Origin of the sequence: Mongoliibacter ruber (genome assembly GCF_003003005.1) — a bacterium.
Classification (GTDB): Bacteria; Bacteroidota; Bacteroidia; order Cytophagales; family Cyclobacteriaceae; genus Mongoliibacter; species Mongoliibacter ruber.
The window spans coordinates 1-26,563 of the sequence record NZ_PVTR01000015.1 but is presented as its reverse complement, the minus strand read 5'-3'; the positions used below and the strand labels follow the sequence as shown (position 1 = coordinate 26,563).

Sequence of the window (26,563 nt, the reverse complement as noted above, 5' to 3'; positions counted from 1 at the left end):
AAAAAACGGGCTCTTGAAATTAAGAGCCCGTTTTTCAATTATATGTTGAATCTGTTTTTTACTACTTTGCTTTAAACTCCACAGAGAGCAGCGCTAACATTTCGTCTTCAGCACTCACTGGCCCAGTGACGATAAAGATATCCTGTGATTTGGAAGTATCTACCTGACCCAATTTGATATCAAGCATTCCCATTGGCCGGCCTTCAGGGCCTGCATTGGCAATTGTCTTCATGACACCTTCCCCAATCTTTTCACCTGTAGGTGAACCCAATCTTAGCTCTACGGTGTAGCCATTGGCAGTTGCCTCTTGGCCTCCACCTATCAACATGATTGAAGCAATATCAGTCAGGTCGATGTTTTTTACTGCAAAATGTCCTTTAGAATTACCTGGAGCGATCAACAACGTTCTGCCTCCAAAAGACATCGCACTGAAACCTTCCAATGTTTTGATTCCTGCCATATCAATGGCTGGATTTCTCAAAGTTACTGCCGAGTTTCCTGTCAGTGGTTTGATGTTTTCTCCTCCACGGTCTGTAAAGCTAGCGGAGAGTACAAATACGCCGTTTTCACTAAGCGCCTTTCCTACCAATGGGTCCACACTTCCCGCTGCAGGTAACGAAGGCTTTTCCTCTACTCCTCTTCTACCCAAACTGGTGATATAAGCAACGATTTTACTTGCGTCTGAATAAGATAGCTCTGGATTTGCAGGCATTACAGTTTCACCCCAAATACCTCCTCCACCTTTCTGGATTTTATTGACCAAATAGTCGTTCACGTTAGCATTTCTCCTATACTTTCTTGCTACTTCTGTATAAGAAGGCCCTATGGAAGCTTCATTTTCTTTGTGGCATGTTTTGCAAGTAAGTGAACTGATCAGGCTTTTTCCTGTCATGGCATCAGTCATGATCAAGTGTCCCTTAGAAGCTTCTGCCTGATCCAACCCGGACACATAATCCGCTGACACAAACAATGAACTGAGGTCTTTACCAGCATCTGCATCATCCGGATCATTGACCGAAATTGTGTATTTTACAGGCTTTCCAGGGAAATAAAACGTCTGATTGCCCACTAATTTAATATCCACTTCAGGAGCAATATTACCGGCGTATACTGATATTACGGTACTCTTTGCAGAGAGATTGGAAGGGTCTTTCACTTCAACCTGCACATCGTAATCACCTATTTTTTCAAAAGTATGCTGCAGCTTTGGCTCTTGAGTCGTTTTTACTTCTCCATTGCCAAGGTCCCAAACAAAAGTCAAGGGGTCATTTTCAGGATCACTGGCATCTACTGTAAAAGTAGCTGTGAAAGGCAATGCACCTGAATTCTGATCCACTGCAATTCCTGCTACCACAGGTGTTCTATTGCCATCATTAAAGTCAATTCTAAACAAACCCGAATCAGCATTTTTGGTAAACCAACCATTACCATATTCCAGGATGTACAATTTGCCATCCGGTCCTACTTCCATATCAATGAGAGCATTGAATTTGGTAGTAGACATAAAAGGCTCCATTTTGTCAAAATCACCATTAGGCTGCATGGTCACTGCTTTGATCCAACCCCTTACCCAATCGTAAATAAAGAGTTTACCATCGTAGTAAGAAGGATACCTGGTTTCTTTTGGAAACATATCAGAATAATACACAGGTCCTGCCATGGCGTTTCTACCTCCAGTCCCTAGTTGTGGAAAATCTTCAGAGGCTCCATAAGGATACCAAATAAATGACGTCTCTGCTGGAGGGAGTTCCTTCAAACCTGTGTTGTTTCTGGAATTATTTACCGGTTTGTTTATATCAAAAGCACCGCTTGAAACACCGCTTCCGTAATCATATTCTACGTATGCATAATTGTCCCCAACAAAATACGGCCATCCAAAATTGCCTGCCTTTCTTGCTTGGTTAACCTCATCATATCCTCTCGGACCTCTTGTATCCAAGCTATCCGCATTGGCATCCGGACCTACTTCACCCCAATACAAGAAGCCTGTTTTTTGGTCAACACTAATCCTGTATGGGTTTCTATTGCCTTGAATGTAAATCTCCGGCCTGGTTTTCTCGGTACCTTTTGGATAAAGATTTCCTTCGGGAATATCATAAGAACCATCTTCATTGACCTTGATTCTTAGGATTTTACCCCTCAGATCGTTTGAATTCCCAGAACTCCTTCTGGCATCAAACTGCTCAAATCCCGGTCTGTCATCCAAAGGAGCAAAACCTCTATTGACATACTGACTGTTTGATTGATCAAATGGTGTACTATTGTCACCGGTAGAAAGGTACAGCAAGCCATCCTTATCAAAGGCAATAGAACCGCCTGTATGGCAGCAGATATTTCTTTGAGAATAGAGTTCAAGAATGATTTTTTCGGAATCCATATCCCAAGTATCATTCTGAAAAGTGAATCTGGACAACCTGTTGATTTCTTTATCACCTGTGGGCGCATAAAAAACAAAAACATGTCCATTATTCTTGAAATTCGGGTCTTTTTGCATACCCATCAAACCTTCTTCAGCATTGACACCCTGAACTTCAGCTTTCCAATAAACATCGAGTTTGGCTACTTCTCTAGCAGTGCTATCTCCGTTTTTGTATAACAATACCTCTCCTCTTCTTTGGGCTATCAAAATATCCAAATTAGGCAAAATAGTCAGTTCAGTTGGCTCAGTAAATTCACCCATCACCAAAGAAGTTTTCTCAAACCTGTTTTCTTCAGGTGCTCTCTGGGTTTTGGCTTTACTATAATCCAATTTTTTATTGTCACCTATTGCATATTTGATCCCCTCTAAGATATGCTGCAAAAACAATTCCTCCTGAAACGATTCGGTAGTGTGTCCACCAGCTGTATAAAAAGCCCTTCCTCCATCAAACTCATGATACCAGGCCACTGGATGGTGTCCCATAGCGTATCCGCCCTGGTAACTGTCCTCATCAATATCCATTAAGACATTGACATCGGGATTCATTTGCTTAAAGCTGTACCACTCATCTCTTCTATTCCATATTTCTGGAAGAAAACGGGTGGTAGAATGTGTCCTGTCAGTCACATTGATGGAGCCATCTTGTACATTAGGGTGTGGATCACCCATTCCCGGATGATTCCAGAAATAAGCTCCTGCAAGTCTATTGTACCAACCCCAATGATATTCTGTGTCAGTAGCGGCATGGATCCCCATGTATCCGCCACCAGCCTGAATATATCTTTCGAAATCAGCTTCCTGATAGTGATTCAAGACATCTCCTGTAGTACTCAACCAAATCACGGCTGAATATTGCTCTAGATTTTCTTCATTGATCAAGGCTGAATTGGTAGTAGTATCCACTTGGAATCCATTTTCAGCTCCAAGCTTCATTATGGCTGCAATTCCATCAGGTATGGATTCATGGTAAAATCCTGCAGTTTTGCTAAAAATGAGGACTTTGGGGTCTCCGCTTCTCTTGTTACTACACGAGGCAAGGAAAACCGAGAAAACTACAAGAGCAAAAACTGCCCTTGTAAAGGACTTTAAGGTTATCATAGGTTATTGTTTATCAGGAAATATAATTCGAATTCACTTTTGCTTAACTAAAGAATGGGATCAATGGAGAATATGTATTAGGATTGGTCACCTTTCCTAAAATAGGCTCCCAAATAAATGAGGAAACTAGTACTTTAACAAATTTCATTGTGTGTTTTTTACATTTAGAGATATATTTGACCCAAATAACCATAAATATGATGAAAACGAACAAGTTGACTTTGCCTATCCTCTTGGCATTTGCTTTTTTTTCCTGTGAAAAAAATCAAATAAGCCAAACTGAACTGGATGGAGAAATCATAGTAATAAGTCAAAGTCAAGGTGCAACACTTGGCTATTCAAAGAAATCAGGTGTCTCTATTTTGGATAAAGATGGCCTGCATTTCAAAGACCTCAATAAAAACGGTCAATTGGATAAGTACGAGGATTGGAGACTTTCTTCAGACGAAAGAGCCAAAGACCTTGCTTCAAAATTGTCTGTAGAACAAATAGCCGGACTGATGCTTTACAGTTCACACCAATCAATCCCAGCTGCACCGGGAGGGTTTGGAGCAGGAACTTATGGAGGCAAACCGTTATCTGAAAGCGGTCTGCCCACTCATTCTTTGAGCGATCAACAGAAGAAATTTCTCGAAGAGGACAACCTTCGACATGTATTGATTACAAGGGTAGAAAGCCCTGAAATAGCCGCCAGGTGGACTAATGAAGCCCAGGCATTTGTAGAAGGGTTAGGGATGGGTATTCCTGCCAACAACAGTTCCGATCCAAGACATGGACCTGTTGCCAGAACTGAATACAATGCCGGCGCCGGTGGCACTATTTCCATGTGGCCTGAATCATTGGGATTGGCTGCTACTTTTGACACTGAGTTGGTAGAGCGATTCGGTGAAGTAGCTTCTATGGAGTACAGAGCTTTAGGATTAACTACAGCACTTTCGCCACAGATAGACTTGGGCACTGAACCAAGATGGAACAGGTTAAAAGGAACATTTGGAGAGGATCCTACCCTTTCAGCCGATATGGCAAGGGCCTATGTGGATGGATTCCAAACTTCCAAGAACGGCTTCGAAATTGCAAATGGATGGGGCTTTCACAGTGTCAACGCAATGGTAAAACATTGGCCGGGAGGGGGCCCTGAAGAAGGTGGCCGTGATGGTCATTTTGCCTATGGGAAATTTGCTGTATATCCAGGAGACAATTTTAAAGACCACTTGATCCCATTTACTGAAGGAGCATTTAAACTCAATGGAAAAACCAAGTCTGCAACTGCAGTGATGCCTTATTACACCATTTCCTATGGACAGGACAAAAAGAACCAACTCAATACTGCCAACGCATACAATGAATACTTGATCACTGATTTGTTGAGAGGAGAGTACGGATATGATGGCGTGGTGTGTACAGACTGGGGAGTGACTGGCAATGAAGGGCCAAATCCTGAAGATTTCAGGGGAAAACCTTGGGGTTTGGAAGACAAAACTGTAGAAGAAAGGCATTATCAGGTGCTAATGGCAGGAGCGGATCAGTTCGGAGGTAATAATGACATCAAGCCTGTATTGGCTGCTTACCAAATGGGTGTGGAAGAGCATGGGGAGGAATGGATGCGTGAGAGGTTTGAAACATCAGCAGTGAGGCTACTTAGAAATATTTTTCAAGCTGGTTTGTTTGAGAACCCTTACCTCAATCCCGAGAATACCAAGGCAACAGTGGGCAAGCCAGAATTCATGGATGAAGGTTTTGAAGCACAACTGAAGTCTATAGTCATGCTGAAAAACAAAGATTCTGTGTTGCCTTTAAAAGAAAAAACAAAGGTCTACATACCTCAAAAGTTTATCCCATCTACCACAAATTGGTGGGGAGTGAAATCTGAAGAAAAATGGGTAGACGCCATCAACCTAGCCATTGCAAAGAATTACTTCGAAGTGGTAAGCAATTCTGAAGAAGCTGAAGCGGCACTGGTATTTATCAGCAACCCAGAATCAGGCACTGGATATGATCCGGAAGACCGTGAAAAAGGTGGGACAGGTTATGTTCCTATAAGTCTACAATACGGGCCGTATAAGGCAGAGCATGCAAGATCTGAAAGCATTGCTTCAGGTGATCCTGTGATCGCTCCTTCTGTCACCAACAGGACATACAAAGACAAAAGCATCACAGCTTCCAATATTAAGGAACTCGAAACACTTCTGGAAACCAAAAAAAGTATGGGTAACAAGCCCGTCATTGCAATAATTGAAACAGGTAACCCTATGATCTTTGCTGAATTTGAAAGAGAAGTACAGGGTATCTTGCTTCACTTCGGAGTTCAGGATCAAGCTATTTTGGATATTTTGACAGGTAAAAAAGAGCCTTCTGCCTTATTGCCTGTACAAATGCCGGCAGATATGAAAACCGTAGAACTTCAAATGGAAGATGTGCCACATGATATGGAATGTCATGTTGATGAAATAGGCAATGCCTATGATTTTGCTTTTGGACTCAATTGGTCAGGAAAAATCGAAGATGAGAGGGTCCGTAAATACAGCAAGAAATAAGCTGAATACGAAAATCAGCCTTTCATCAATAATGATTGACAAGAACCTATATAGGTATCTTGGAAATCAGTTGAAATGGGAAGAAGTTTTAAGAAAATAATCTCAATGATAAGAAAAGCCGGGTGAATCATCCGGCTTCTTCTGTTTGTGGCTCTTGATCCAGGTAAGTCCTATTACCGCAGACTATCCTCTCCACACGAATCGGTCTTTGGTCAGTACTTTTTGACCAATAATTCCCATCAGCATCTTTGGAGATCGACCAAAGCAGACCGTCTTCGTCTCGGTAAGTGAACACGCCTGTTTTTTTATTTCTTCTGATGTCTTCATTGATTTCATAAAACCACTCTGAACCATCCTCAGTCTGTAAATAGACTTCACAGGCAGTATTGATTTTTTCATACTCCATACATCCTGACATCAAAATCAGGCAAATGACCATAAAAAAATTAGACACTTTCAGCATACGTTATTTATCCCAATCCTAGCGGGTGATTGATATTGACAGCTAATTTAGAGAATACTTCTAAAGTAACACTCATAGCGGCAATATTTTAGCGCATGATCACTCTTCAAAGTGGTTATTAAAACAAGCAAAAAACCCAGAAGAAAGTAATTTCTCCTGGGCTTGATTTTAAAATTTCATCCGTAAGATCATGGCATCAGTGCAGCCACACCTGGAAGCACTTTGCCTTCCATGTGCTCCAATAATGCTCCACCACCTGTAGACACGTAAGATACTTTGTCTGTAAAACCGAACTTGTTTACAGCGGCAGCTGAGTCGCCTCCCCCGATCAGGGAAAAGGCTCCTGACTCTGTAGCTTCAGCGATTGCCTTAGCCACTGCTACTGTACCATGAGTGAAGCTGCTCATTTCAAACACTCCCATTGGGCCATTCCAAAGGATTGTTTTGGATGATTTCACTACATCAGCAAAGAGTTCTCTAGTCTCGGGGCCAATATCCAATCCCATCCAGTTATCCGGGATTTGACCTGCTTTGGCAAGTCCCTGTTCTGCATCATTGGCAAAGGCTTTGGAAGTAACAGTATCAAGCGGAAGAATGATCTTAACCCCTTTTTCTTCTGCCTTCTTCATCAGTTCTTTTACATACTCTACCTTATCTTCTTCACAAAGTGAATCACCTATGGTACCACCTTTTGCCTTAGAAAAAGTATAGGACATTCCTCCTCCAATAATAAGGTTATCTACTTTTTCCAAAAGTCTCTCAATGATCAATATTTTATCAGAAATTTTTGCTCCACCCATGATGGCAGTGTATGGTCTTTCTGGCTTTTCCATTACTTTGTCTGCATTTTTCAATTCAGACTGCATCAGGTAGCCAGCAGCTTTTGTTTCAAAAAATTTGGCAATAACTGCAGTGGAAGCGTGTGCCCTATGGGCTGTTCCAAAGGCATCGTTCACATATACATCTCCAAGCTTAGACAACTTCTCAGCGAAACCTTCATCTCCTTTTTCTTCCTCTTTGTAGAACCTTAGGTTTTCTAAAAGTAGCACTTCTCCCGGTTTAAGGCCTGTGGCTAAATTCACAGCTTCCTGACCTATACAATCAGGGGCAAACTTAACTCCTTGATCAAGGTTTTTTTGTAGGCAATTCACCACATGCTTCAAAGAAAAAACATCTTCTGGACCGCTTTTAGGGCGTCCTAGATGAGACATAAGTACACAAGAACCACCGTCTTTCAGGATTTTCTCAATAGTAGGTATCGCCGCCCTGATCCTGGTATCATCACTTACATTTTGATGCTCATCCAAAGGAACATTAAAATCCACCCTGATTAGGGCTCTTTTACCTTTGAAATCCAAATTATCTACACTTTTGATTCTTTCATTCATGGTTATGTTATTAAAAGGTTTGATAGTCAATTTATGATTAACAATATATGTTTTTAAGATATTAAGCCATTTGATGACAAATATATGCTTCCTCAATTTTTACAGAATAGTTCCAAAGCATTCAGTTCGGTGAATATACTGATCAATATTTTCCTAAAAAGAACTACTCATCTCCAAACAGCATTGTTTTCAGCTCCTAAAACCCTGAAAGCATGTATTTATTCGATAGCTGCTGCTCTTTTTAAGCGGTCATTCACCGCTCTGCCTAGTCCTTCTTCTGGCAAAAGCTCTGATAAAATTACAGAAACATCCAAGCTATCCAAAGCCCTCATTGCTGCAAAAAGGTTTTTTGCAGCTTCTTGCGTATCACTAGTCTGGCTAAGCCGGATTTGAAGTCTTTCAGAAAGGTTGGCAAATACTTTGTCAAAAGATAACACTGCAAATACCTGACCCTTCTTTTTATATTCTTCTATCAATTTATCCAGGTCTCCCAATACAAACGGCTTGGTAGGTGCATAATGACTTTTCAACATCCCCGGTGATTTGGGGTTGCTACTTGAATGTGCCATGACCTGAACAGGCCCAACTATTCCCTCTATTTGGTGAACATCGAGTCCTCCCAATCTGTAAACAGTTACCTGATCACCTTCCAGCCCCACGATCGTACTCTCTAAACCCACCTCAGAAGCTCCACCATCAAGTATGTAAGGTATATGAGCGCCTAATTGATCGTTGACATGTGAAGCCTGGGTAGGACTGATATACCCGAATGGATTTGCACTTGGTGCTGCAAGGGGAAAATCCAATTCCGCCAAAAGAGATCTTGTAAGGCTATGACTCGGTATTCGGACGGCTACAGTATCCAATCCACTCGTTACCAAATCAGGTATACTCACTTTTCTTGGCAACAAAAGAGTCAAAGGCCCAGGCCAAAAAACATTTGCAAGCTCCTTCAAAGGTCTTGGAAATTCCTTTACAAAGTCATTTACCTTTTCGATTGAATCGGTATGTACAATCAGAGGATCAAAACTGGGTCTTTTTTTGGTCTCAAAAATCTTGGCTACTGCATCTGGGCTCAAAGCATTTCCAGCAAGGCCATAAACAGTTTCTGTTGGAATGGCGACCAATTCACCGCTTTCCAACAAGTCCTTGGCCAATTTGATATCAGTACCTATTCTTGCCATTAATCCTGACAAAATTCATCTACCCATTCTTTGGCTTCTGGAAACCCAAGGCTCAATGCCATTTTCAAATTGGCACATCCCTCTTCTTTTTGACCGAAAGCTGACATTTGAGTAACTCCCAACAAGTAATATGCTGCGCCATTTCTATTGTCCAAATCGACCGTAGTCACCAAAGACTCAATAGCACTTACTGGGTCATTGTTGGCCAATTGGGCTTTGGCCCTGTTAAAATGAACCAATGGCTGGTCTGGATTGACTTGAAGGACAATGTCAAAATCAAAAATCGCGTCTTCATATTCTTCCAAAGCCAAAAGCGCCAAGCCTCTATTGTAGTAAACATCTCCTTGATTGGGATCTAAACCATTGGCTTTATTATAATCCAAAACGGCATTTTTGAATTCTTTCTTCTCCAAATAAGCATTCCCCCTATTGAAAAATGGCTTGTATGAAGTATCATCCAAGGCGATCGATGCCGTAAAAGCGGCAATTGCCTCATCGTATTTGTCCTGTTGGTAAAGGGCTACACCTTTCGCATTGTGCGCGGAGGTGTTTTCAGGATTTTTATCCAAAACCCTATCAAAATATTCGATGGCATTTTGGTACTCGCTGGATTCCATCTTGCGAACACCCTCGTCAAACAGCTCTTCTTCAGAAGGACTGCAAGAAATCAGTATCAGAATGGCAAAAAGCCCTGTCAGTTGTTTTTTCACTTCCTATTTATTTAAGGCGCAAAGATAAACAATTAAAGGCACTAGGAAGAACTAGCTTCCATTTTTGCACGGTAAACTTCAGGAAGTGGCACTGGACGCATGGTTTTCATAGAGACAGAAACCATTACTGTTTCCGCCTGAGCAAAAATCTTAGTTTCTCCTTGATGTGTTTTTCCCATGATGATTTGTTCCATCACAAAGGAGGTGTTCCCCATACTTTTGACCCTTACGTATACTGAAGGCGTGTCCAAAGCATGTATTGGCAACCGATAATCAATATTGATATTGGCTACTACTGTACCCGTCTCCATGACATCCCAGCCACATTCTTCGTATAAAAATGAAGCCCTTGCATGCTCAAAATAACTGAAGTAAATTCCATTATTGACGTGCATGTAACCATCTATATCCGAGAAACGGACCTGTACAGGCACTGAAAAAGAAAAAGAGGACATCACATCCTCTATACTGTATTTTTTCATGATTTACCGATCTGCTTAAAGTAGTATTTCTGATTTACTAGTCTTTTCCAACATTCTCAGAATAGACATATTATTGTGTACCAAGTCCTCTACCGATTCGAAATGAACCCAAGCCAAGTCCTTGCTTTCTGCCGAAACAACAAGCGGTTCATCTATTTCTGCCTCTATCAAAAACCTCACGTCATAGTGAAAATGCTCTGGCGTATTTCCTCTTTGAGGAATTACATGACGGTCAATATCAAATATTCCGAAATCCACCATTCTGAGAGAGGTCAATCCACTTTCTTCCTGAGCTTCTTTCATCGCTACAGCCTGGAGATTTTCTTCTCCATCTGCATGTCCTCCTAATTGCAACCACCTATTCAACTTCTTGTGTAAAGTCATAAGTGTATGGGTTCTCCTTTTGTTGACTATCCAGGCAGAAGCTGTAAAATGACCATGAAGTCTTTCCCTTACGAATGCCAATTCATCATGGGTCAAGTCAATAAAATCATTGATGAAAGCAGCCTCTTCTTCAAAGGGAGTACGGTAATTTTTAAGATTTTCTCTCAGCGATTTTCTGTTCATTTCAATTTTTGCTTTCAAATATGTTATCGATAAACTCGTCAAAAGAAGAAGCATCTTTGTACAAGTGATCTGAATATACGGTGACTAGTACCTTAAGGTAGCTGGGTTTATCGTTGATACTCACTTTTTCAACGCTGACATTTCCATATAACTGGTCAATCTTTTGGGTAAAATCAGCATTGCTCAGTGGCGGTTTGAAGTATTGCTTTTCGGTCGTCCTGACTTTTTCATTGATATCTTCTATTTTTCTATCAAGACTTACCCTACTATACCCCAAATCTACTATTCGCCTGCCAAAAGCAAAGAAAAGATTGGAAAAAGTTTTTTCGGTCAAGGGTTCTTCAAAAGATACTGCAAAACCATTCGCATAAGGTGACTTTAAAACATGCACTTCAGGATGACTGTTCATGCCGGAAGTTTTGAAGTGGTAATTTTTAGCAATGAGGGCCATTGTGTTTTTCCCTTCCGGTGAAGACATCCAGCTACCTATGGCTTCTATTTCTCTTTCGGTCTGAACAAAATTCTCTTTGATGTTGAGTCCTTGGGCTTTTTTGGGAAAAAGCTTACCTAGAACATCATCTATAAATGAGGACATCAGTTATTTAGTTTATATACCCCCTCAGGCTCACAAAAAATCAGGCCTTCTTCTTCCAATTCTCTTAAAACCTTCAAGGTATATGTATCATTTTTCAATCCAGGTACTTCCTGAATGTTATGTATAGAAAACAGCATTCCTTGCTTTAAAGTTTGAATGATCTTTTGCTTCAACTTTTCATCACGCTGTCCCAGGGCTTTTTTTTTATCAATGCATACATCACAAATGCCACATTCAGCGTCAGAATCTTCCCCGAAATAATTAGAAATCTGGGTTGCCCTGCATTGGCTATTTTCTCTGATATATGCCACCATCAAAGCAGCTTTAGAAATGGCATTCTGCCTTCTTTCTTCAATTCTTTTGGTATTAAGTGGTAGTCTGCCTGCATCATAGCGCTCGGTCAAAAATGTGATTTGAGGCTGGTCTTTTCTCTTGGAATAAGCAATTATCCCATGATTATCCAAATGTTCGAGCACACGTATCAATTCCGCCTCAGAAATATTCATTGCCTTGGCGAGTTTTACTTCCTGAATTTTGATAAACTCCACAAACAATTCTCCCCCATAAGTCCTCAACAATAATTTAATGACAGGGTCAATCTTGGCATTAGCAATTTGAAATTCATAAAGCTTGCTATGAGTTACCTCAAATTTTAATGAAGAAGGAGAAAAAAAGCTCTCGTTCATATCCAGCAGCCCCTCTTCCTTAAGAACCTTCATGGCATTGTAGGTCGTAAGTAGGTCAAGGCTGTAGGTGTCCGTAAATTCAGAAATATTGAATTGAAAGCTGACCATAAACCCACTTCCTACAGCAATCCTGTAGTAATTGGCCAAGCACTGATAAACTTTTTTCAGGAAATCGGTGGGAGGATAAGCGATGGCAGCTCGTTCTTCCAAGGTCTTGATATCCTGCTCATTGGTCAATAAGATGGCATAGGCCTTCAGTTCATCTCTGCCAGCCCTGCCAGCTTCTTGATAATAATTTTCAAGGTTTTCGGGCAAGTCCAGGTGAATCACTGTACGCACATCAGGTTTATCTATCCCCATTCCAAAAGCATTGGTAGCAACCATCACCCTAACCGTACCGTTTTTCCATTCAGCCTGTCTTTTTTCCCTTGTCAAATTATCCAAACCTGCATGGTAAAAGGTGGCTGCAATACCGACTTGGTTTAAGCTATGGGCAATGTCTTTTGTTCCCTTTCTATTTCTTACATAAACAATAGAAGTCCCTGGGACTTTTTTCAAAATATCTACAGCCTTTTCCAGCTTGTTTTCTGCAAAACGAACTGAATAACTAAGATTTTTTCTTGAAAATGACCTGACATAAATGGCCGGATTTTTTAACAGTAATTTTTCTACAATATCATCTTTGACTTTGAGCGTGGCTGAAGCTGTAAGTGCCAGGCATGGAACTTTAGGGTGAAATTCCCTGATATTGGCGATTTCTAAGTAAGGAGGTCTAAAATCATACCCCCACTGAGAAATACAATGGGCCTCATCTACGGCGATAAGGTTGACATTCATTTTTTTGAATCGCTCAATAAACAGTTCGGTCTTTAAGCGCTCCGGTGAAACATAGAGAAACTTATAATTTCCATAAATACAATTGTCCAAAACGGTATCGATTTCCCTCTTACTCATGCCGGAATAAATGGCTGCTGCCAACACTCCCCTTCTCCTTAAGTTATCAACCTGATCTTTCATCAAGGCAATAAGCGGACTGACCACCACACACACGCCCTCCATCACAAGCGCAGGCACCTGAAAACAGATAGACTTACCCCCACCCGTAGGAAGCAATGCCAGACAGTCCTCGCCTTCAAGCACTGACATCACTATATTCAGTTGACTAGGGCGAAAATCGCTGTAGCCAAATACTTTTTGGAGGATATCGTAAGCTTGTGCTTTCAAGTTACCAGTTGATTTTATCTTTGTTTAAGAATGCCGCAATTCCCTTTTTACAATCTGAAGTACCTCTTGCCTTGGCATTCATTGAGGCTGCGTACTCCAGTCCGTCTTCCAAACTTTTTTCTTGTACCCTCCCTATCATTTGCTTGGTGAGGGCCATGGATTGAGCGGAATTTTGACGGATCAGCTTCTGGGCATAAGCATATACTTTATCTTCCAATTCATCTTCAGCTACTACATAATTGATCATCCCAACACTTTGAGCCTCCTTAGCTTCAATCAAGTCTCCATCCAAGAGCAGTTGCTTGGCTTTGCCTTCCCCTATTTTTCTTATCAGAAAAACTTTAACAATCGCGGGAACAAAGCCGATTTTAACCTCTGTATAACCAAATTTGGCGGCCTCTGCTGAAAAAGAAAAATCACAAACTGTCGCCAGCCCGCATCCTCCTGCGAGTGCATGACCTTGTATTTGCGCAATGATGATCTTGGGGGAAGTATAGATGTTGTAGAAAAGGTCTTTTAGGCTTCGGCTGTCTGCTAGGTTTTCCTCATAGGTATTTGTCTGCAATGATTGAAGGTATGCAAGATCAGCTCCTGAACAAAAAACTTTCCCCGCAGCCTTGATGACGATTACTTTTACCTCATCATTGCTCTCCATGGCTGCCAAACTCTGTTTGAGCGCCTCCACCATCTCGGCATTTAGGGCATTTCTTTTTTCAGGCCTATTAAGCTCTATATATCCAATCCTGTCTTTAATAGATGTTTTGATGGCTTGGTTCATATGATTTGGGTTTAATTTTAATTAAGATGAAAGATAGACTTCCTCAAACCGGGACACAAGGAATGCGATTCAAAAAACAAACTTATAGGTCTTTTGTCCAACTCCAAGATACAGACTATCGCCCTGAGTGTAAGGTTGCCATTTTCCACCTTCCCAAATATAGCTTTGATTGTTGGCCAATCCCTGAAAACCTACCGATCCTTTACTTAATTCAATAAAACCGAGATCGGCTGGTAACACTATTTTTTGCATACTGTCTTGGGATACTATTGTCAGTGGGTACATCTTTTCTATCTCCATAGTTTTTCTGTAAGGTGTTATTTTAAAAGTCAGTTCAGAATCTTCAATTTCCATGGAGTGATACAGATCTTTCCTTATCCAAAAATCAACAGCATACCCTTTTTGCACACCGTAGACAATCAATTCTTTTCTTTGCTGGGCTTCTATTATCCAGTAAGCACGTATTAGTAAAAATACAAAAAGCAATCCGGCACCAAAATGATAAAAAGCCGACTTCCGGTATATCAACCCAAGAAAAAGCATCGCCAAAATCAACCAATAAAAGAAAACTGAAGCGCCGGGAATATAGATTTCATCGATTTTGGAAAAAGGAAGTTCCTGAATCCAAAAAACTGACTTATTGACCAACAAAATGGCTTTTTCTGTTGGCCACGCTAAAGCATCTGAAATCAATGGCACCTTAGACAGAAGCATGAACGGCACACCAAAGCACATGATCAAAAAAGCTCCTGGAATGGCCACCAAATTGGACAAAATAAAGTAAACCGGGAAGGTATGAAAATAGTAGGCTGATATGGGGAAGGTGGCCAATTGGGCAGCTATACCTACTGTAGAAATTTGCCACATGTACTCAAGGACTGCATGCTTGGGCATCCAAAGTCTCACCAATACAGGCTGAAAAAGCAAAATACCAATTAGTGCAATGTAGGATAACTGAAAACCCACTGCATATATCAGGTCAGGGTCAAATATCAAGAGGATAAATGCAGAAAGTGAGATTGCATTGAATATGGATGGACTTCTGGACTTCATCTGCGCCAATGCCATCAATGTAAACATAGTGGCTGCCCGCATGACAGATGGCGACATCCCCGTCAACATTGCATAAGCCCAAATCAAAACTATAATCAAGGAAAGATAAATCACCCTATTTGATTTCTTAAGCCTGTAAGGCTTGACAAAGAGAAAAAAGAAGCCATAAATAATACCCACATGAAGCCCTGATACTGCTAGGATATGCATGGCACCAGCTGTGGAATAAGCATCACTGATATCTTTTTCAAGGTTTTTCTTTTGTCCCAAAAGGAGTGCTTTGGCTACCTGACTCGCCTTTGGGTCAAGAATTTTACTTTCCAGCTGTTTCATCACCACTGACCTTATCTGTATAAAAAAAGTATGTATTGGTTGGTCTTTTACTTTTCCTATGACTTCAAAATTATCTCCCACAAAATGTTGGTGGCTTATTTTCTGCCTCCTCATAAATCTGCGGTAATCAAACTCAAAAGGAACAGCGGGTTCCTGAATTTCCTGTGGGCTTCCTTTGACAAGCAAAAAATCACCTGCCTGTAACGATTCCTTTGAACGGTGGTAAATCAACACTTCCCCTTCCACACTTTGCCAACCATCCTGCGTCAAGATACTTTTCATTTTGAGACTATTGGCTACAGAATTTGGCTTGGGCTCATCTTGCCCCTGCACCTGCGCTGTATACGCAAATATTGGCGCTCTAAAATTTACCAGATGGTTTGATTTTTTGCTGATATCATTTCTTTCAGCTACAATAAGTCCCAAAAACAACAATTGAAGCATTGCCAAAAGCGGGAGGGACACCCTGTGTTGGAACTCCCTACTTTTTTCATTGATCAGGATAAGAATAAAATAAAGTGTAAAAGTCAGGCCCAATCCATAAAGCCACCATGCCGAATCCAAATGTGCCACAACAGGATAAAAAAGTATCCCCAATGTTAGAAAAATCACGTAGCGCAAAAATGGATATTCGGAAAAAATCATTTTGAAGACTTTTCCCTGAATTTAGCCAAAAACAAAAAAAAGAGGGCCATTCAGCCCTCTCACATTGATAACTTAATCGGATAAGTTTGTTAAAACCTATACCCCACATTAAAACCTGCTTTGATTTCAACTGCTGAAAACTGATCAGCTACTTCCTGCGAGAAAGTTCTACTTAAGGCCACAAAAGGACCAAAAGCGAAATTGTTATAATTCCACTTATAACCTGTAATAAGACCTATATGTCCGCCATTGAGGCTGGTCACAGCAATCGAGTTGTCAACGGCTTCTCTGTATTCTCCAAATCTGTATTTAAAAAAAGGAGATACGTGTATTTTTCCCGTGTCATTTCCCGCAAAATAGAAATTGTAGGAAAGCAAAAAGGAAGTAGCATTGAAATCTCTGCCATCACCACCTCGTCGGTAACCAAACCTGTCATTCAGGTGAATCTCAGCTCCAATAGACTGGTCATCTGACAAAAATTGTTCGTAACCTACCTCTACCGAGCCGATAAATATGGTATTCAGGAAATTCAGTCTAACTTCACCCCTTGGATTTTCCAGTGAAACTTGAGCCTGTGCTCCAAATTGAAACAATGTCAATGCAAATAGTGTAAAGAGTAATTTTTTCATAACTGTTCTTTAGGATTAAAATGTCGGGGTTAAACTTACAAATACAGTTCCATTTTATAATGCTGAATATTACATTCTTCAAACAAGTCCCCCACTTTATCAAAACCAAATTTGGCATAGAGCGGAACTGCCGGAAGCTGGGCATGCATATAGAGTTTCTTGCCTTTAGCATCAGGGTTTTTGGCGATATCTTCCAAAACTGCCTTCACAAGTGACTGGCCTACACCTTTGCCTCTTTGTTGTTTGATAACGGCAAAACGCTCGAGTTTGATACCATTATCAGTAAATCTCCACCTTGCAGTACCTGCAGGGATGTTATTTACTTTCGCCAAGAAGTGAATTGAGGTGTCCTCAAATTCATCATATTCCTCAGAAGGATCCACTTCTTGCTCGATCACAAAAACTTCTTCGCGTATTTTAAAAATGGTTTCAAGCTGTTCCTTTGTCAGGACTTTTGTCACCACGATTGGATTCTCTTCTTTCATTTTTTTGATTTTCGTCTTTTTCGTATGCTTCAATGATTGATTTCACAAGTTTGTGACGGATGACATCTTTCCCGCTGAGATTGACAATTCCTATGCCTTTGACTTCTTTCAATACATGCAAAGCTTCCCTGAGTCCGGATTTTTGACGGCTAGGTAAATCTACCTGGGTCTGATCTCCTGTGATGATGACTTTGGAATTTGGCCCCATCCTGGTCAGGAACATTTTGATCTGCTCAGAGGTGGTGTTTTGTGCTTCATCCAGGAGCACAAAGGCATCATGCAAAGTCCTTCCTCTCATGTAAGCCAATGGTGCTATTTCGATCACCCTGGTTTCCTGATAAAACTTGAGTTTTTCTGAAGGGACCATATCCGCCAAAGCGTCATAGATAGGCCTTAAGTACGGATCAAGCTTTTCTTGAAGGTCACCGGGTAAAAAGCCTAAATTTTCTCCAGCTTCTACAGCAGGTCTTGTGATGATGATTCTTTTTACTTCTCTATTTTTCAGTGCTCTCACAGCTAGTGCAACTGCGATGTACGTTTTTCCCGTACCGGCAGGGCCCAATGCAAAAACCAAATCGTTTTTGTAAGAAGCATCTACCAGTTTACGCTGATTGGGAGATTTCGGCTTTATGACAAGTCCTTTGTTGCCAAAAATAATGACATCGTCTTTTTTGTTTTCCTCAAAAGGAGTCCCTTCCAATGCGATGTATTCTTTTACATTGTCAGGGCTGACATGTCCAAACCGATGAAAATGCTGTAAAAGCATATTGAGAAGGTCATTGATCCGCAAAATCTCAGGAGCACGCCCCTGAATCCTGATTTCATTGCCACGGGATACAATTTTGCTCTGCGGAAAAGCGGCAGCAATCTGACGTATATTTTCGTTTTCTGCACCTAAAAAGTCCAGCAGCGGAATATTTTCTAAAGTAATTACTTTCTCTACCAACCTGATATATTTGATTTACGATTTGAACCTGCGGCGTAAGGAATAAATTTCTATTTTTGCTCACACCTAATACAAAAATAGAAAATTTTAACGGACTTGCTTGTATGGCATTGATAACATTCACTTCGGACTTTGGAGACAGAGATTATTATGTACCCGCTGTAAAGGCCAAGATGTTGTCGATCAATCCACAACTTTCAATTATCGACATTACACATCATGTAGACAACTTTGACGTGGCGCATGCTGCTTTCACTTTGAAATCTGTTTACAAAGAGTTCCCTAAAGGCACCATACACCTTGTCGCCATGAATGGAACTAGTAATATCACAGATGGTTTTATCGGCGTCAAACATGAGGAACATATTTTTATTGGCCCCAATAATGGGATACTCTCGCTTTTGTTTGATTCAGAGCCGGGCATCATTGTACAGTTTGCAGATATCCACCTGAAAGAGAGCACCTTCCCGACCAAAGACATATTGGCTCCTATTGCTGCCAAAGTTGCCTCGGGAGCTGCCATTCATGATTTTGGAGGGCCTTTGCAACAAATCAGAAAAATGTTGCCTCGCCATGTCAAAGCCAATAAGAAACAAATCATCGGTCATGTGGTGCGTGTAGACAATTATGGCAACCTGATTACCAATATCGAAAAGGGTATTTTTGACAAGCTGAATCCCGGAAAATTCACGATTCAGTTTGGGAGGGAAAATATCCAAGACTTGCAGCACGCTTATGACTTGGTCGAACCCGGTGACTGTTTTGCGTTTTTCAATAGCTTGGGATTATTGGAAATCGGGATCAACCATGGTCATGGGGCAGAGTTGCTTGGTCTCAGGTATGACAGTCCAATATTTATTCATTTTGAAACAGAAGAAACGGAAATAGGATGATCAGGGTAGTAAGGATGGAATTTGAGGAAGACAAGGTGGAAGCATTCTTGGAAAACTTCCACCAACACAAAAAAAAGATCAGGAATTTCCCTGGATGTGAGTACCTGGAGTTGTGGCAAGACGAAAATCAAAAAAATATTTTCATGACCTATAGCCATTGGAAAAGCGAGATTGCCTTAAATCAATACCGTGATTCTGAACTATTTAAATCAGTGTGGAGCTATACCAAACAGCTATTTTCGGCCAAGCCAATAGCATTTTCAGCAAAAAAAATTGAGGAGTTACCTTAAATGTGCTTGCAGAGAAAAAAAACAATACTCATATTTGCATCCCGTTCAGCAAGGAACGCGGAAAATTGAAATGCCCAAGTGGCGAAATTGTTAGACCTGCCTTTGCCGGCAGGCAGGCGCGTTGGCATCAAACACCAATGAGCCTTGATTTGAATTATTGAATTGCCCAGGTGGCGGAATTGGTAGACGCGTTGGTCTCAAACACCAATGAGGTTACACTCGTGCCGGTTCGACTCCGGCCCTGGGTACTTAAACAGAAAAGGTCCTGCTTTCACAAGTTGGACCTTTTTTTATGGCTTAGACCGGAGGAGAAGTTTATCCCGATGAATATCGGGAACTCCGGCCCTGGGTACATGAAAGTAAAAAGCTCCTTCTTTAATTAGATGGAGCTTTTTTTATGGATTAAGTTGGAGGGAAAGTTTATCCCGATGAGATTATCGGGAACTCCGGCTTTGGGTGCTTCATGTAAAAATCTCCTCCCTCCATGTTCCCCACTTGAGGTCACAGATTGTGACCTCAAGTTTTGAATTTCCTTGCCTGTCAATTGAAAGCGGAAAGAATCAGGAAACCTATCCAAATTACGCTTTACAGCTTGATTTAAGACCTTGGTCTCAACTTGATACATTTCAGCCAAGTCACTATCCAGCATAACATAAACGTCCCTGATAGTAAATATTTTGTTTTCAATATTCTTCTTTACCAGCTCCATAAAAACCCCTCTGTTGCAGAAATAAACAAAAACCCAACGCCTGAAAACTAAAATCCTAAATATTGCTGGGATGGTACTGAGAAATTTTACAACTCGATAAACATTTGTTCTAGTTATCATTATTCCACCCTAAAATTCCCCCCTCCCCCTTTTCTTTCCGATACAAAATCCCTAAATTAAGCTTGCCAATTCTCTGATTAGCAAACACTTTTGCGCTTATACACCCAGCTTATGAAGCGATTGAAAGTACACTTTGATGTTGATCCTTTTAAGAAGATCAAGATTATCTTCATGCTATCGGTATGTTTTATATTGCCAAGTCAGGTTTTTTCCCAAGAGGATATCATAAGCAAGCTACGTGCTGAGCTACTCACTGCCCCAAGAGATACCAACAAAGTCTGGATTTACAGAGACTTGGCCTTTTATTATCATGAAAAGAACCTAGACTCTGTTCTATATTTTGCTGATCAAGGAGCCAATCTGTCAATTCAAATCAACTTTCCCTATGGACAGATCTGGAGTTTGTATCAAAAAGCCTTGGCATTGGAATACCTCAACCGCTTTGAGGAAGCCATGGAGGTTTTTTCTTTCATGAAAGGTCTTTCGCTTCAAAGTAAAGATAGTGTGAGCCTTGCCAAGATCACCAATGCCATTGGGGTGGCCTATTATTATCAGGGCATTCAAGAACAGGCCCTTGCCCATTACCAAGAGGGGTTGGAACTGAGTGAAGGTGTGAATTATCTTGAAGGTGCATCTCACGCTTTAAACAATATGGCGGTAATTTACCGGCAGCAGCGGAATTTCAAAAGGGCATTGGAGGTACATCAGAAATCCCTGAACATAAAAACCAGCCAATCAGATACTGTGGGGATGATCAATTCACACTATAACCTTGGCCTATTGCACTCTTATCTTAACGATTATACCAATAGCCTTTTGGCCTTTAAGCTTGCTGAAGAACTGTCCACAAACACCCCTTCCTCCCACAACCTTGCCGAAATCAGTATTGGTAAAGCGATTGCCCTTTACAATTTGGGAAATGACCAAGAAGCATATGAATTGCTTTCTGCTGAAATACCTAAACTCAAACCCGACAAAATCCACGAAAAAGCAATTGCACTTACCTATTTGGGTGTATTGGAAATCAAGTTGGGGAAAAATGGCTTAGACAGGCTATTGGAGGCCCATCAAATCTTGGAAAATTCAGACAGGCTGGAACTTCAGAGACAGCTATTCAAAGAAATGGCCTATGCTTATGAAATCATCGGTCAGCACAACCTTTCTGTAAATGCGTGGAAAGAATACAACAGTATCAATGACAGCATCAACAATGAACAAAAGGCTTGGGCAATAGAGGAAATGCAAGCTCGGTTCGATGCCATTGATAAGGACAAAAGAATACAACAACAAGAACTTGCTCTTTTTTCAGAAAAATCAAAGAAGAAGTGGATCAGCATCGTGCTTACCTTTACGTTTTTCTCATTTGCCGCAGGCATGTATTTGTACATAATAAAATGGAGAAATCAAGTAAAAGAACATGAGGAAGAATTGAGAAGTACTATCAATAGCACAAGTATAGATTTTCAAAAAGTAAATCATAAAGCTTTAAGCCCCCTGACAAAGCGGGAAATGGAAATCATCCAATTAGTCGAGGAAGGTAAATCTAACCACGAAATCGCAGATCAGCTTTTTGTCAGTGAAAACACCGTGAAGACCCATTTGAAAAATATTTTTTCCAAAACTGAAGCCAAAAATCGAACTGACCTGATTCACCGATTGCATAGGTATTGAAGGGGAAAACTCAAAATCACCCTTAAGGGTGATGTACAGAAATTCATAAAAGAGGATTTTTATGGAGTCATTCTTATAATCCAAAATGATTATCCACATGAAAAAACTTCTTAAAATCCTTGCAGTAGCTGTCACGGGAATTTTATTTCTGATCATCATAGCTGTAGCCTATGTATCAGCTGCACTTCCTAATGTAGGCCCACCAGAAGAGATTGTAGTCGAAGTCAGTCCCGAGCGAATCGCAAGGGGAGAATATCTCGGCAACCATGTGATGCTCTGTGTAGATTGTCACTCTGTCCGTGATTTTAGCCTTTTTTCCGGCCCCATTGTACCAGGCACTATGACCGCTGGGGGTGAATTATTCAGTGAAAGTGAGGGGTTTCCAGGGAAATTCATTTCTCCCAACATCACTCCTTTTAACCTACAAGATTGGACAGATGGAGAAATTTTCAGGGCCATTACCACCGGGGTTAGAAAAAACGGATCCCCTATTTTCCCTGTAATGCCTTATCTGGAATATGGAAAAACAGACCCAGAGGACATCAAAGACATCATTGCCTGGCTGCGTAGTTTGGAACCAGTAGAAGCCACTCATGAGCCTTCGAAAGCCAATTTCCCATTTAACCTGATCATGAGAACCATGCCACAAAAAGCTAATTTAGCAAAAAAACCAGATCCTTCTGATCAAGTGGCTTATGGTGGCTACTTAGTAACCGCTGCCGCATGCGCGGAATGTCACACCAAATTTGAAAACGGAAATTTTACTGGCGAAAGATTGGCCGGTGGCCGTGAATTTGAAATGCCTGGGGCCAAATTATCTACGCCTAACCTTACACCCCATGAAAGCGGTATAGGGAATTGGACAAAAGAAATGTTTGTCTCCCGTTTCAAAATGTATGGAGAAAACTACATTCCTGAAAAAGTCAATCCAGGAGAATTTCAAACAATCATGCCATGGGTGATGTATGCAGGAATGAAAGAGGAAGATCTGGAAGCAATCTACACATACCTCATGTCACTTCAACCTGTAGAAAATTACATTGAGAAGTTTAAACCCAATGGCTAAATCAAAAGCTGAAGCCAATTCAGCTGTTTGCTTCTCAATTCCAATCAACTTGCTTTTGAAACAATTCAACCGGTCTATCTTCTTTATTCATTGGCCAAATGCTGTGAAGGATTACTCCGTCCCTCCTCAAAGCATAGCCCATAACAAAAGTGATTTCCTTGCAGTACTCGTACTCCAAGTAGATGAACTTTTCTCCATCGTCCCCGACCTTTTTAAAGGTATTTTCCAGACTAAAATTGCTCGACTTACCGCAGAGTTCATTTACAGATGCTTTCAAACTTTCCAGGTTCCGTTTCCTGTTTTGAAAGGCGATAGAGGCTGATATTCCTTCCGGTTCTAACATGGGATGATTGATCAGACGCTCGGGAGTTCTTACGTTTTTCAAAAAGGTTTCGGCATCTTTTTTAGCCTTTCGGACCAGAGGATCTGATTCACAGGAGAAAAGACATAGCACGCACAGGCTTAGCAGAAGCAATCGAAAGTTCATAATCTTGGTTTTCCCGAAACTAACCAAATTCTTTCAGAAGCAAGAAAAACTCAGCTCTTTTAGTAGAAAGCATCTTCAAAATGTCTAAAATTAACATTCCCATTGCGGTCTCTATAGACCCCTACAATATCGAAACGGATATCTTTATGCCAGTCTTTTTCATAAATATAATGGTCGGCTGCCTTGATCAATAGCTTTCTCTTAGTGGCATCCACAAACTCTTCGGCAAAACCAAAGCCTGTCCCACTCCTAAATTTGACCTCCACAAACACCAAAATACCTCTATAAGTAAATATCAAATCAATCTCTGCATGCCTATGTCTATAATTGGCATCTAGAAATTCATAGCCTTTTCCCGAAAGCCAAGTTTTGACGAGGTCTTCCGCTTCTTTACCTTTGTCATTGTGCAGTGCCATTGTCCATTGGTTTTAAGTGTGAAAAACTATTTAAAAATCAGGACACATTTACTGTTTTGTATCAAAAGAACTATCCTCAAAAAATCAGCGTTCCTTCAAAGCAACAAATACATCCCGTGAATCAAGTTATTAATAAAAAAGTAAAATTTCTAGACCTTGGCAGCAAGGATTATAAAGAAACCTGGGATTTTCAGGAAGAGATTTTCGCTAAAACAATCGCCCTCAAAATTGCGAACCGAAATGCTCCGCTGGAAATGCAGCAAGCCACAGACAATTACCTACTTTTTGTAGAGCATCCCCATGTGTATACTTTAGGAAAGAGTGGTGAAGAATCCCATTTGTTATTGGACGAAAATGGCCTTGTTGAAAAGCAGGCCAAGTTTTACAAAATCAACCGCGGTGGGGATATTACCTACCATGGCCCCGGCCAATTGGTTGGTTACCCCATACTTGATTTGGATAATTTCTTTACTGACATCCACAAGTATTTGAGGCTATTGGAAGAAGCCATTATCCTGACTTTGGCTGACTACGGAATAGAAGCGGGGCGGATTGAAGGATTGACAGGTGTCTGGATCGACCATATAGCGCAACAAAATCCAAGGAAAATCTGTGCCTTGGGAGTCAAATCCAGCCGATGGGTGACCATGCATGGCTTTGCCTTCAATGTCAATGCCAATATCAATTATTTCAACAATATCGTTCCTTGTGGTATTTCTGACAAAGCAGTGACTTCCTTACATCTTGAACTGGGGAGATCGGTAGATGAATCGGAGATTAAGGAAAAAGTCAAAAATCATATTTTTGATCTGTTTGAAATGGAAACTTAATAAAAACAACTTGATATAACGAAGAAATCATAGTAGAGCGAAGATCTCCAGAGCGAAACCGATTCGAAATACTGTAGAAATACGCCTCGCGAAATATAGTTGATATAATTATGAGATTTAACGGCTAATTTTGTTGTCTTGAATCTTGTTTCTTGAATCTCATCTCTAGAAGAAAAAAATGAAAAAAGACATAGATTTCCATCCTGTCACTGGGGTGAAATTAGCGATAGCCAAAGAAGAAGTCAATGGCAATATTGAATGGGCTGTGTATATCATCAACCTCAATCTTATTGAATTGAGTACAGTTATGATCACCTCCAAAGGATATGGAATCATGGAAGGAGAAGAGAAGAAGACCTCTACCCTAAGACATATGATTCAGGAATTGGGAGCTCAATCTATCGCCAAAATAGAACCTATTGATCCTGCCCTTTTTGCTCTAAACAATGAGTTTTGGGTAAGCTACTACATCCTCGACCAGATATTTGACAAAAAATTCATTTTCCCACAAGGAAGCATGGATGAAGTCAATATTAAAAATATACCGGAACTGGGTTTGGAAGGTGTATTGCATGCTTAAGCTGAAAATCAATTTCCGGGAAATTATTACTTAATTTTTTTTATCGATAAATTAAAATTGAAACAAGGTGGTTATCTGCTTCTTTACCAGTAGGGGAAATTCAAAAATTGAATCAATTGGTTCATTATCAATATCCACAAATATCAAGTATCGAAAAATATCTAGGTGATTAGAATTTTTTAATAATTTGCATATTCACATAAATTTGGACATCCAAACAAAACATTCCTGACAGCTATGAACAACTTTTTAAATGAACTCAGTGATATTCTTTTTTTGGATATAGAAACCGCCTCCTCTGAAGCTTCTTTCGATTTGCTACCACAAAGACTTCAGGAAGAATGGTTGAAGAAAGAAAAACATATCCAACAGGACAAAAACAAAGAGACTGAAGAAACTAGAGAACCGGGAAGTCTGTTTTTTCAAAAAGCGGGTATCTACGCTGAATTTGGAAAAGTCATCACAGTGGGTGTGGGGTATTTCCATTTTGTCTCAGATGAAAGCAAACTGGAGTTCCGGACCAAAAGCTATGCAGAGGAAACAGAATACGACACGCTTTCTTCATTTACAGAGTTATTGAACCGAAAGAAATGGATACTCTGTGCTCACAACGGCAAAGAATTTGACTTTCCTTTTTTAAGTCGCAGGATTCTGATCAATAGAATCCCACTTCCCGAACCATTGCAGATGGCAGGGAAAAAACCATGGGAAATCAGACACCTTGACACTTTAGAATTATGGAAGTTTGGGGATTACAAGCACTATACACGTTTGGAGCTATTGGCCTCCGTTTTTGACATCCCTACTTCTAAGGAAGGAATAGACGGTTCGCAGGTCAATGAAGCTTATTATGTAGAAAATAATCTCCAAAAAATCCGAGAGTACTGCCTGAGAGATGTATTGGTCACCGCACAGATTTATTTGGCTTTTCAGGGTTTTCCACCGGATGTGGAGATGACAATTATCAATAAGGATTCTTCTGAATGAAACCGGAGCAAAGCGAAGGTCCCGAGAGCGAAGTGATTCGGTATAGATTGATATAGGGTTGTTGATATTGATGGATACTGATTGATATTAAGATATATGATTATCCGCAATCATGCCACTTAGCAACCAAACTATGGTTTTCCTGTTTTGTGCGGATATTCTTTAGGTGAAATTTATTGTGTTGGTTTTCAGTATTTTAGTCATTCAATTTTTGTGGTTTTGGGTGTCTCGGTCTATTTTTAGTCCATGTTTGTAAGGCGAAAAAGGAATTCAAGTGGAACTTTCAGTGTCCAGA

At 40.6% G+C, this 26,563-nt stretch carries 25 protein-coding genes and 1 tRNA gene; 9 read left to right on the top strand and 17 right to left on the bottom strand.

Annotation, left to right across the window (positions count from 1 at the left end):
- Positions 1 to 61: 61 nt before the first annotated feature.
- Positions 62 to 3,517 (bottom strand): ThuA domain-containing protein, encoded by a 3,456-nt coding sequence (locus CLW00_RS18885; RefSeq protein WP_106135266.1) that lies wholly within the window; start codon positions 3,515 to 3,517, stop codon positions 62 to 64.
- Between the two features lie 197 nt (positions 3,518 to 3,714).
- Here CLW00_RS18885 and CLW00_RS18880 point away from each other — a divergent pair, with 197 nt between their 5' ends.
- Positions 3,715 to 6,051, top strand: a complete 2,337-nt coding sequence (locus CLW00_RS18880; protein WP_342747920.1) for a glycoside hydrolase family 3 protein — start codon at positions 3,715 to 3,717, stop codon at positions 6,049 to 6,051.
- A gap of 127 nt (positions 6,052 to 6,178) precedes the next feature.
- On the opposite strand, the gene CLW00_RS18875 is transcribed toward CLW00_RS18880, so the two are convergent.
- From CLW00_RS18875 to CLW00_RS18815, 13 genes are all read right to left on the bottom strand, one after another.
- Positions 6,179 to 6,514, bottom strand: coding sequence for a hypothetical protein (locus CLW00_RS18875; protein WP_211300227.1), 336 nt, complete (start codon positions 6,512 to 6,514; stop codon positions 6,179 to 6,181).
- A 188-nt stretch (positions 6,515 to 6,702) separates the two neighbouring features.
- Complete coding sequence (locus CLW00_RS18870) at positions 6,703 to 7,902, bottom strand: phosphoglycerate kinase (RefSeq protein WP_106135265.1); 1,200 nt, start codon at positions 7,900 to 7,902, stop codon at positions 6,703 to 6,705.
- 218 nt (positions 7,903 to 8,120) lie between these two features.
- Complete coding sequence (locus tag CLW00_RS18865) at positions 8,121 to 9,086, bottom strand: L-threonylcarbamoyladenylate synthase (protein ID WP_106135264.1); 966 nt, start codon at positions 9,084 to 9,086, stop codon at positions 8,121 to 8,123.
- Complete coding sequence (locus CLW00_RS18860; RefSeq protein WP_245917396.1) at positions 9,086 to 9,796, bottom strand: tetratricopeptide repeat protein; 711 nt, start codon at positions 9,794 to 9,796, stop codon at positions 9,086 to 9,088. The genes CLW00_RS18865 and CLW00_RS18860 overlap by 1 nt, the downstream gene beginning before the upstream one ends.
- A 41-nt stretch (positions 9,797 to 9,837) precedes the next feature.
- Positions 9,838 to 10,278 carry an acyl-CoA thioesterase gene (locus CLW00_RS18855; RefSeq protein ID WP_106135263.1) on the bottom strand — a complete coding sequence of 147 codons (441 nt, stop codon included), beginning with the start codon at positions 10,276 to 10,278 and terminating at the stop codon, positions 9,838 to 9,840.
- A gap of 15 nt (positions 10,279 to 10,293) precedes the next feature.
- Positions 10,294 to 10,845, bottom strand: a complete 552-nt coding sequence (locus tag CLW00_RS18850; protein ID WP_106135309.1) for an NUDIX hydrolase — start codon at positions 10,843 to 10,845, stop codon at positions 10,294 to 10,296.
- A 1-nt stretch (position 10,846) separates the two neighbouring features.
- Positions 10,847 to 11,440, bottom strand: a complete 594-nt coding sequence (locus tag CLW00_RS18845) for a hypothetical protein (protein WP_106135262.1) — start codon at positions 11,438 to 11,440, stop codon at positions 10,847 to 10,849.
- Positions 11,440 to 13,350: a RecQ family ATP-dependent DNA helicase gene (locus tag CLW00_RS18840; protein ID WP_106135261.1), complete on the bottom strand. Its 1,911-nt coding sequence runs from the start codon at positions 13,348 to 13,350 to the stop codon at positions 11,440 to 11,442. Before CLW00_RS18840 ends, CLW00_RS18845 begins: the two co-directional genes overlap by 1 nt.
- A gap of 1 nt (position 13,351) precedes the next feature.
- Entirely contained in the window at positions 13,352 to 14,128 is a 777-nt protein-coding gene (locus CLW00_RS18835; RefSeq protein WP_106135260.1) for an enoyl-CoA hydratase/isomerase family protein, read from the bottom strand.
- Between the two features lie 69 nt (positions 14,129 to 14,197).
- Positions 14,198 to 16,159, bottom strand: a complete 1,962-nt coding sequence (locus CLW00_RS18830) for a ComEC/Rec2 family competence protein (protein WP_106135259.1) — start codon at positions 16,157 to 16,159, stop codon at positions 14,198 to 14,200.
- Positions 16,160 to 16,248: 89 nt separating this feature from the next.
- The gene (locus CLW00_RS18825) at positions 16,249 to 16,788 is read right to left on the bottom strand and encodes a DUF3575 domain-containing protein (RefSeq protein WP_106135258.1); all 540 of its coding nucleotides are present in this window, start codon (positions 16,786 to 16,788) and stop codon (positions 16,249 to 16,251) included.
- 35 nt (positions 16,789 to 16,823) lie between these two features.
- Positions 16,824 to 17,273 carry a GNAT family N-acetyltransferase gene (locus CLW00_RS18820; RefSeq protein ID WP_106135257.1) on the bottom strand — a complete coding sequence of 150 codons (450 nt, stop codon included), beginning with the start codon at positions 17,271 to 17,273 and terminating at the stop codon, positions 16,824 to 16,826.
- A complete protein-coding gene (locus CLW00_RS18815) occupies positions 17,218 to 18,219 on the bottom strand; it encodes a PhoH family protein (RefSeq protein ID WP_106135256.1) in 1,002 nt (333 codons plus the stop codon). The genes CLW00_RS18820 and CLW00_RS18815 overlap by 56 nt, the downstream gene beginning before the upstream one ends.
- Before the next feature lie 104 nt (positions 18,220 to 18,323).
- On the opposite strand from CLW00_RS18815, the gene CLW00_RS18810 reads away from it, so the two are divergent.
- From CLW00_RS18810 to CLW00_RS18800, 3 genes are all read left to right on the top strand, one after another.
- Positions 18,324 to 19,112: an SAM hydrolase/SAM-dependent halogenase family protein gene (locus CLW00_RS18810; RefSeq protein WP_106135255.1), complete on the top strand. Its 789-nt coding sequence runs from the start codon at positions 18,324 to 18,326 to the stop codon at positions 19,110 to 19,112.
- Positions 19,109 to 19,402, top strand: a complete 294-nt coding sequence (locus tag CLW00_RS18805) for a putative quinol monooxygenase (protein ID WP_281257458.1) — start codon at positions 19,109 to 19,111, stop codon at positions 19,400 to 19,402. Before CLW00_RS18810 ends, CLW00_RS18805 begins: the two co-directional genes overlap by 4 nt.
- A gap of 164 nt (positions 19,403 to 19,566) precedes the next feature.
- Positions 19,567 to 19,650 (top strand) — tRNA-Leu (locus tag CLW00_RS18800).
- 131 nt (positions 19,651 to 19,781) lie between these two features.
- On the opposite strand, the gene CLW00_RS21565 is transcribed toward CLW00_RS18800, so the two are convergent.
- Positions 19,782 to 20,111 carry an ORF6N domain-containing protein gene (locus CLW00_RS21565; RefSeq protein WP_211300226.1) on the bottom strand — a complete coding sequence of 110 codons (330 nt, stop codon included), beginning with the start codon at positions 20,109 to 20,111 and terminating at the stop codon, positions 19,782 to 19,784.
- A 231-nt stretch (positions 20,112 to 20,342) separates the two neighbouring features.
- On the opposite strand from CLW00_RS21565, the gene CLW00_RS21785 reads away from it, so the two are divergent.
- On the top strand, positions 20,343 to 21,902 hold the full coding sequence (locus tag CLW00_RS21785; protein ID WP_106135254.1) for a LuxR C-terminal-related transcriptional regulator: 1,560 nt from the start codon (positions 20,343 to 20,345) through the stop codon (positions 21,900 to 21,902).
- 97 nt (positions 21,903 to 21,999) lie between these two features.
- Entirely contained in the window at positions 22,000 to 22,968 is a 969-nt protein-coding gene (locus tag CLW00_RS18785; RefSeq protein WP_106135307.1) for a cytochrome c, read from the top strand.
- A 34-nt stretch (positions 22,969 to 23,002) separates the two neighbouring features.
- Here CLW00_RS18785 and CLW00_RS18780 read toward each other — a convergent pair whose 3' ends face one another.
- Together CLW00_RS18780 and CLW00_RS18775 are read right to left on the bottom strand one after the other, a co-directional pair.
- On the bottom strand, positions 23,003 to 23,353 hold the full coding sequence (locus CLW00_RS18780) for a hypothetical protein (RefSeq protein ID WP_146131460.1): 351 nt from the start codon (positions 23,351 to 23,353) through the stop codon (positions 23,003 to 23,005).
- 161 nt (positions 23,354 to 23,514) lie between these two features.
- A complete protein-coding gene (locus CLW00_RS18775; RefSeq protein ID WP_106135252.1) occupies positions 23,515 to 23,871 on the bottom strand; it encodes a YraN family protein in 357 nt (118 codons plus the stop codon).
- 116 nt (positions 23,872 to 23,987) lie between these two features.
- Between CLW00_RS18775 and lipB the strand changes: the two genes are divergently transcribed.
- The 3 genes from lipB to CLW00_RS18760 all read left to right on the top strand — a co-directional run bounded on the left by lipB (position 23,988) and on the right by CLW00_RS18760 (position 26,268).
- Positions 23,988 to 24,701: a lipoyl(octanoyl) transferase LipB gene (lipB, locus tag CLW00_RS18770; RefSeq protein WP_106135306.1), complete on the top strand. Its 714-nt coding sequence runs from the start codon at positions 23,988 to 23,990 to the stop codon at positions 24,699 to 24,701.
- 178 nt (positions 24,702 to 24,879) lie between these two features.
- Positions 24,880 to 25,281 carry a hypothetical protein gene (locus CLW00_RS18765; RefSeq protein WP_106135251.1) on the top strand — a complete coding sequence of 134 codons (402 nt, stop codon included), beginning with the start codon at positions 24,880 to 24,882 and terminating at the stop codon, positions 25,279 to 25,281.
- A gap of 237 nt (positions 25,282 to 25,518) precedes the next feature.
- Complete coding sequence (locus CLW00_RS18760; protein WP_106135250.1) at positions 25,519 to 26,268, top strand: 3'-5' exonuclease; 750 nt, start codon at positions 25,519 to 25,521, stop codon at positions 26,266 to 26,268.
- Positions 26,269 to 26,563 lie beyond the last annotated feature (295 nt).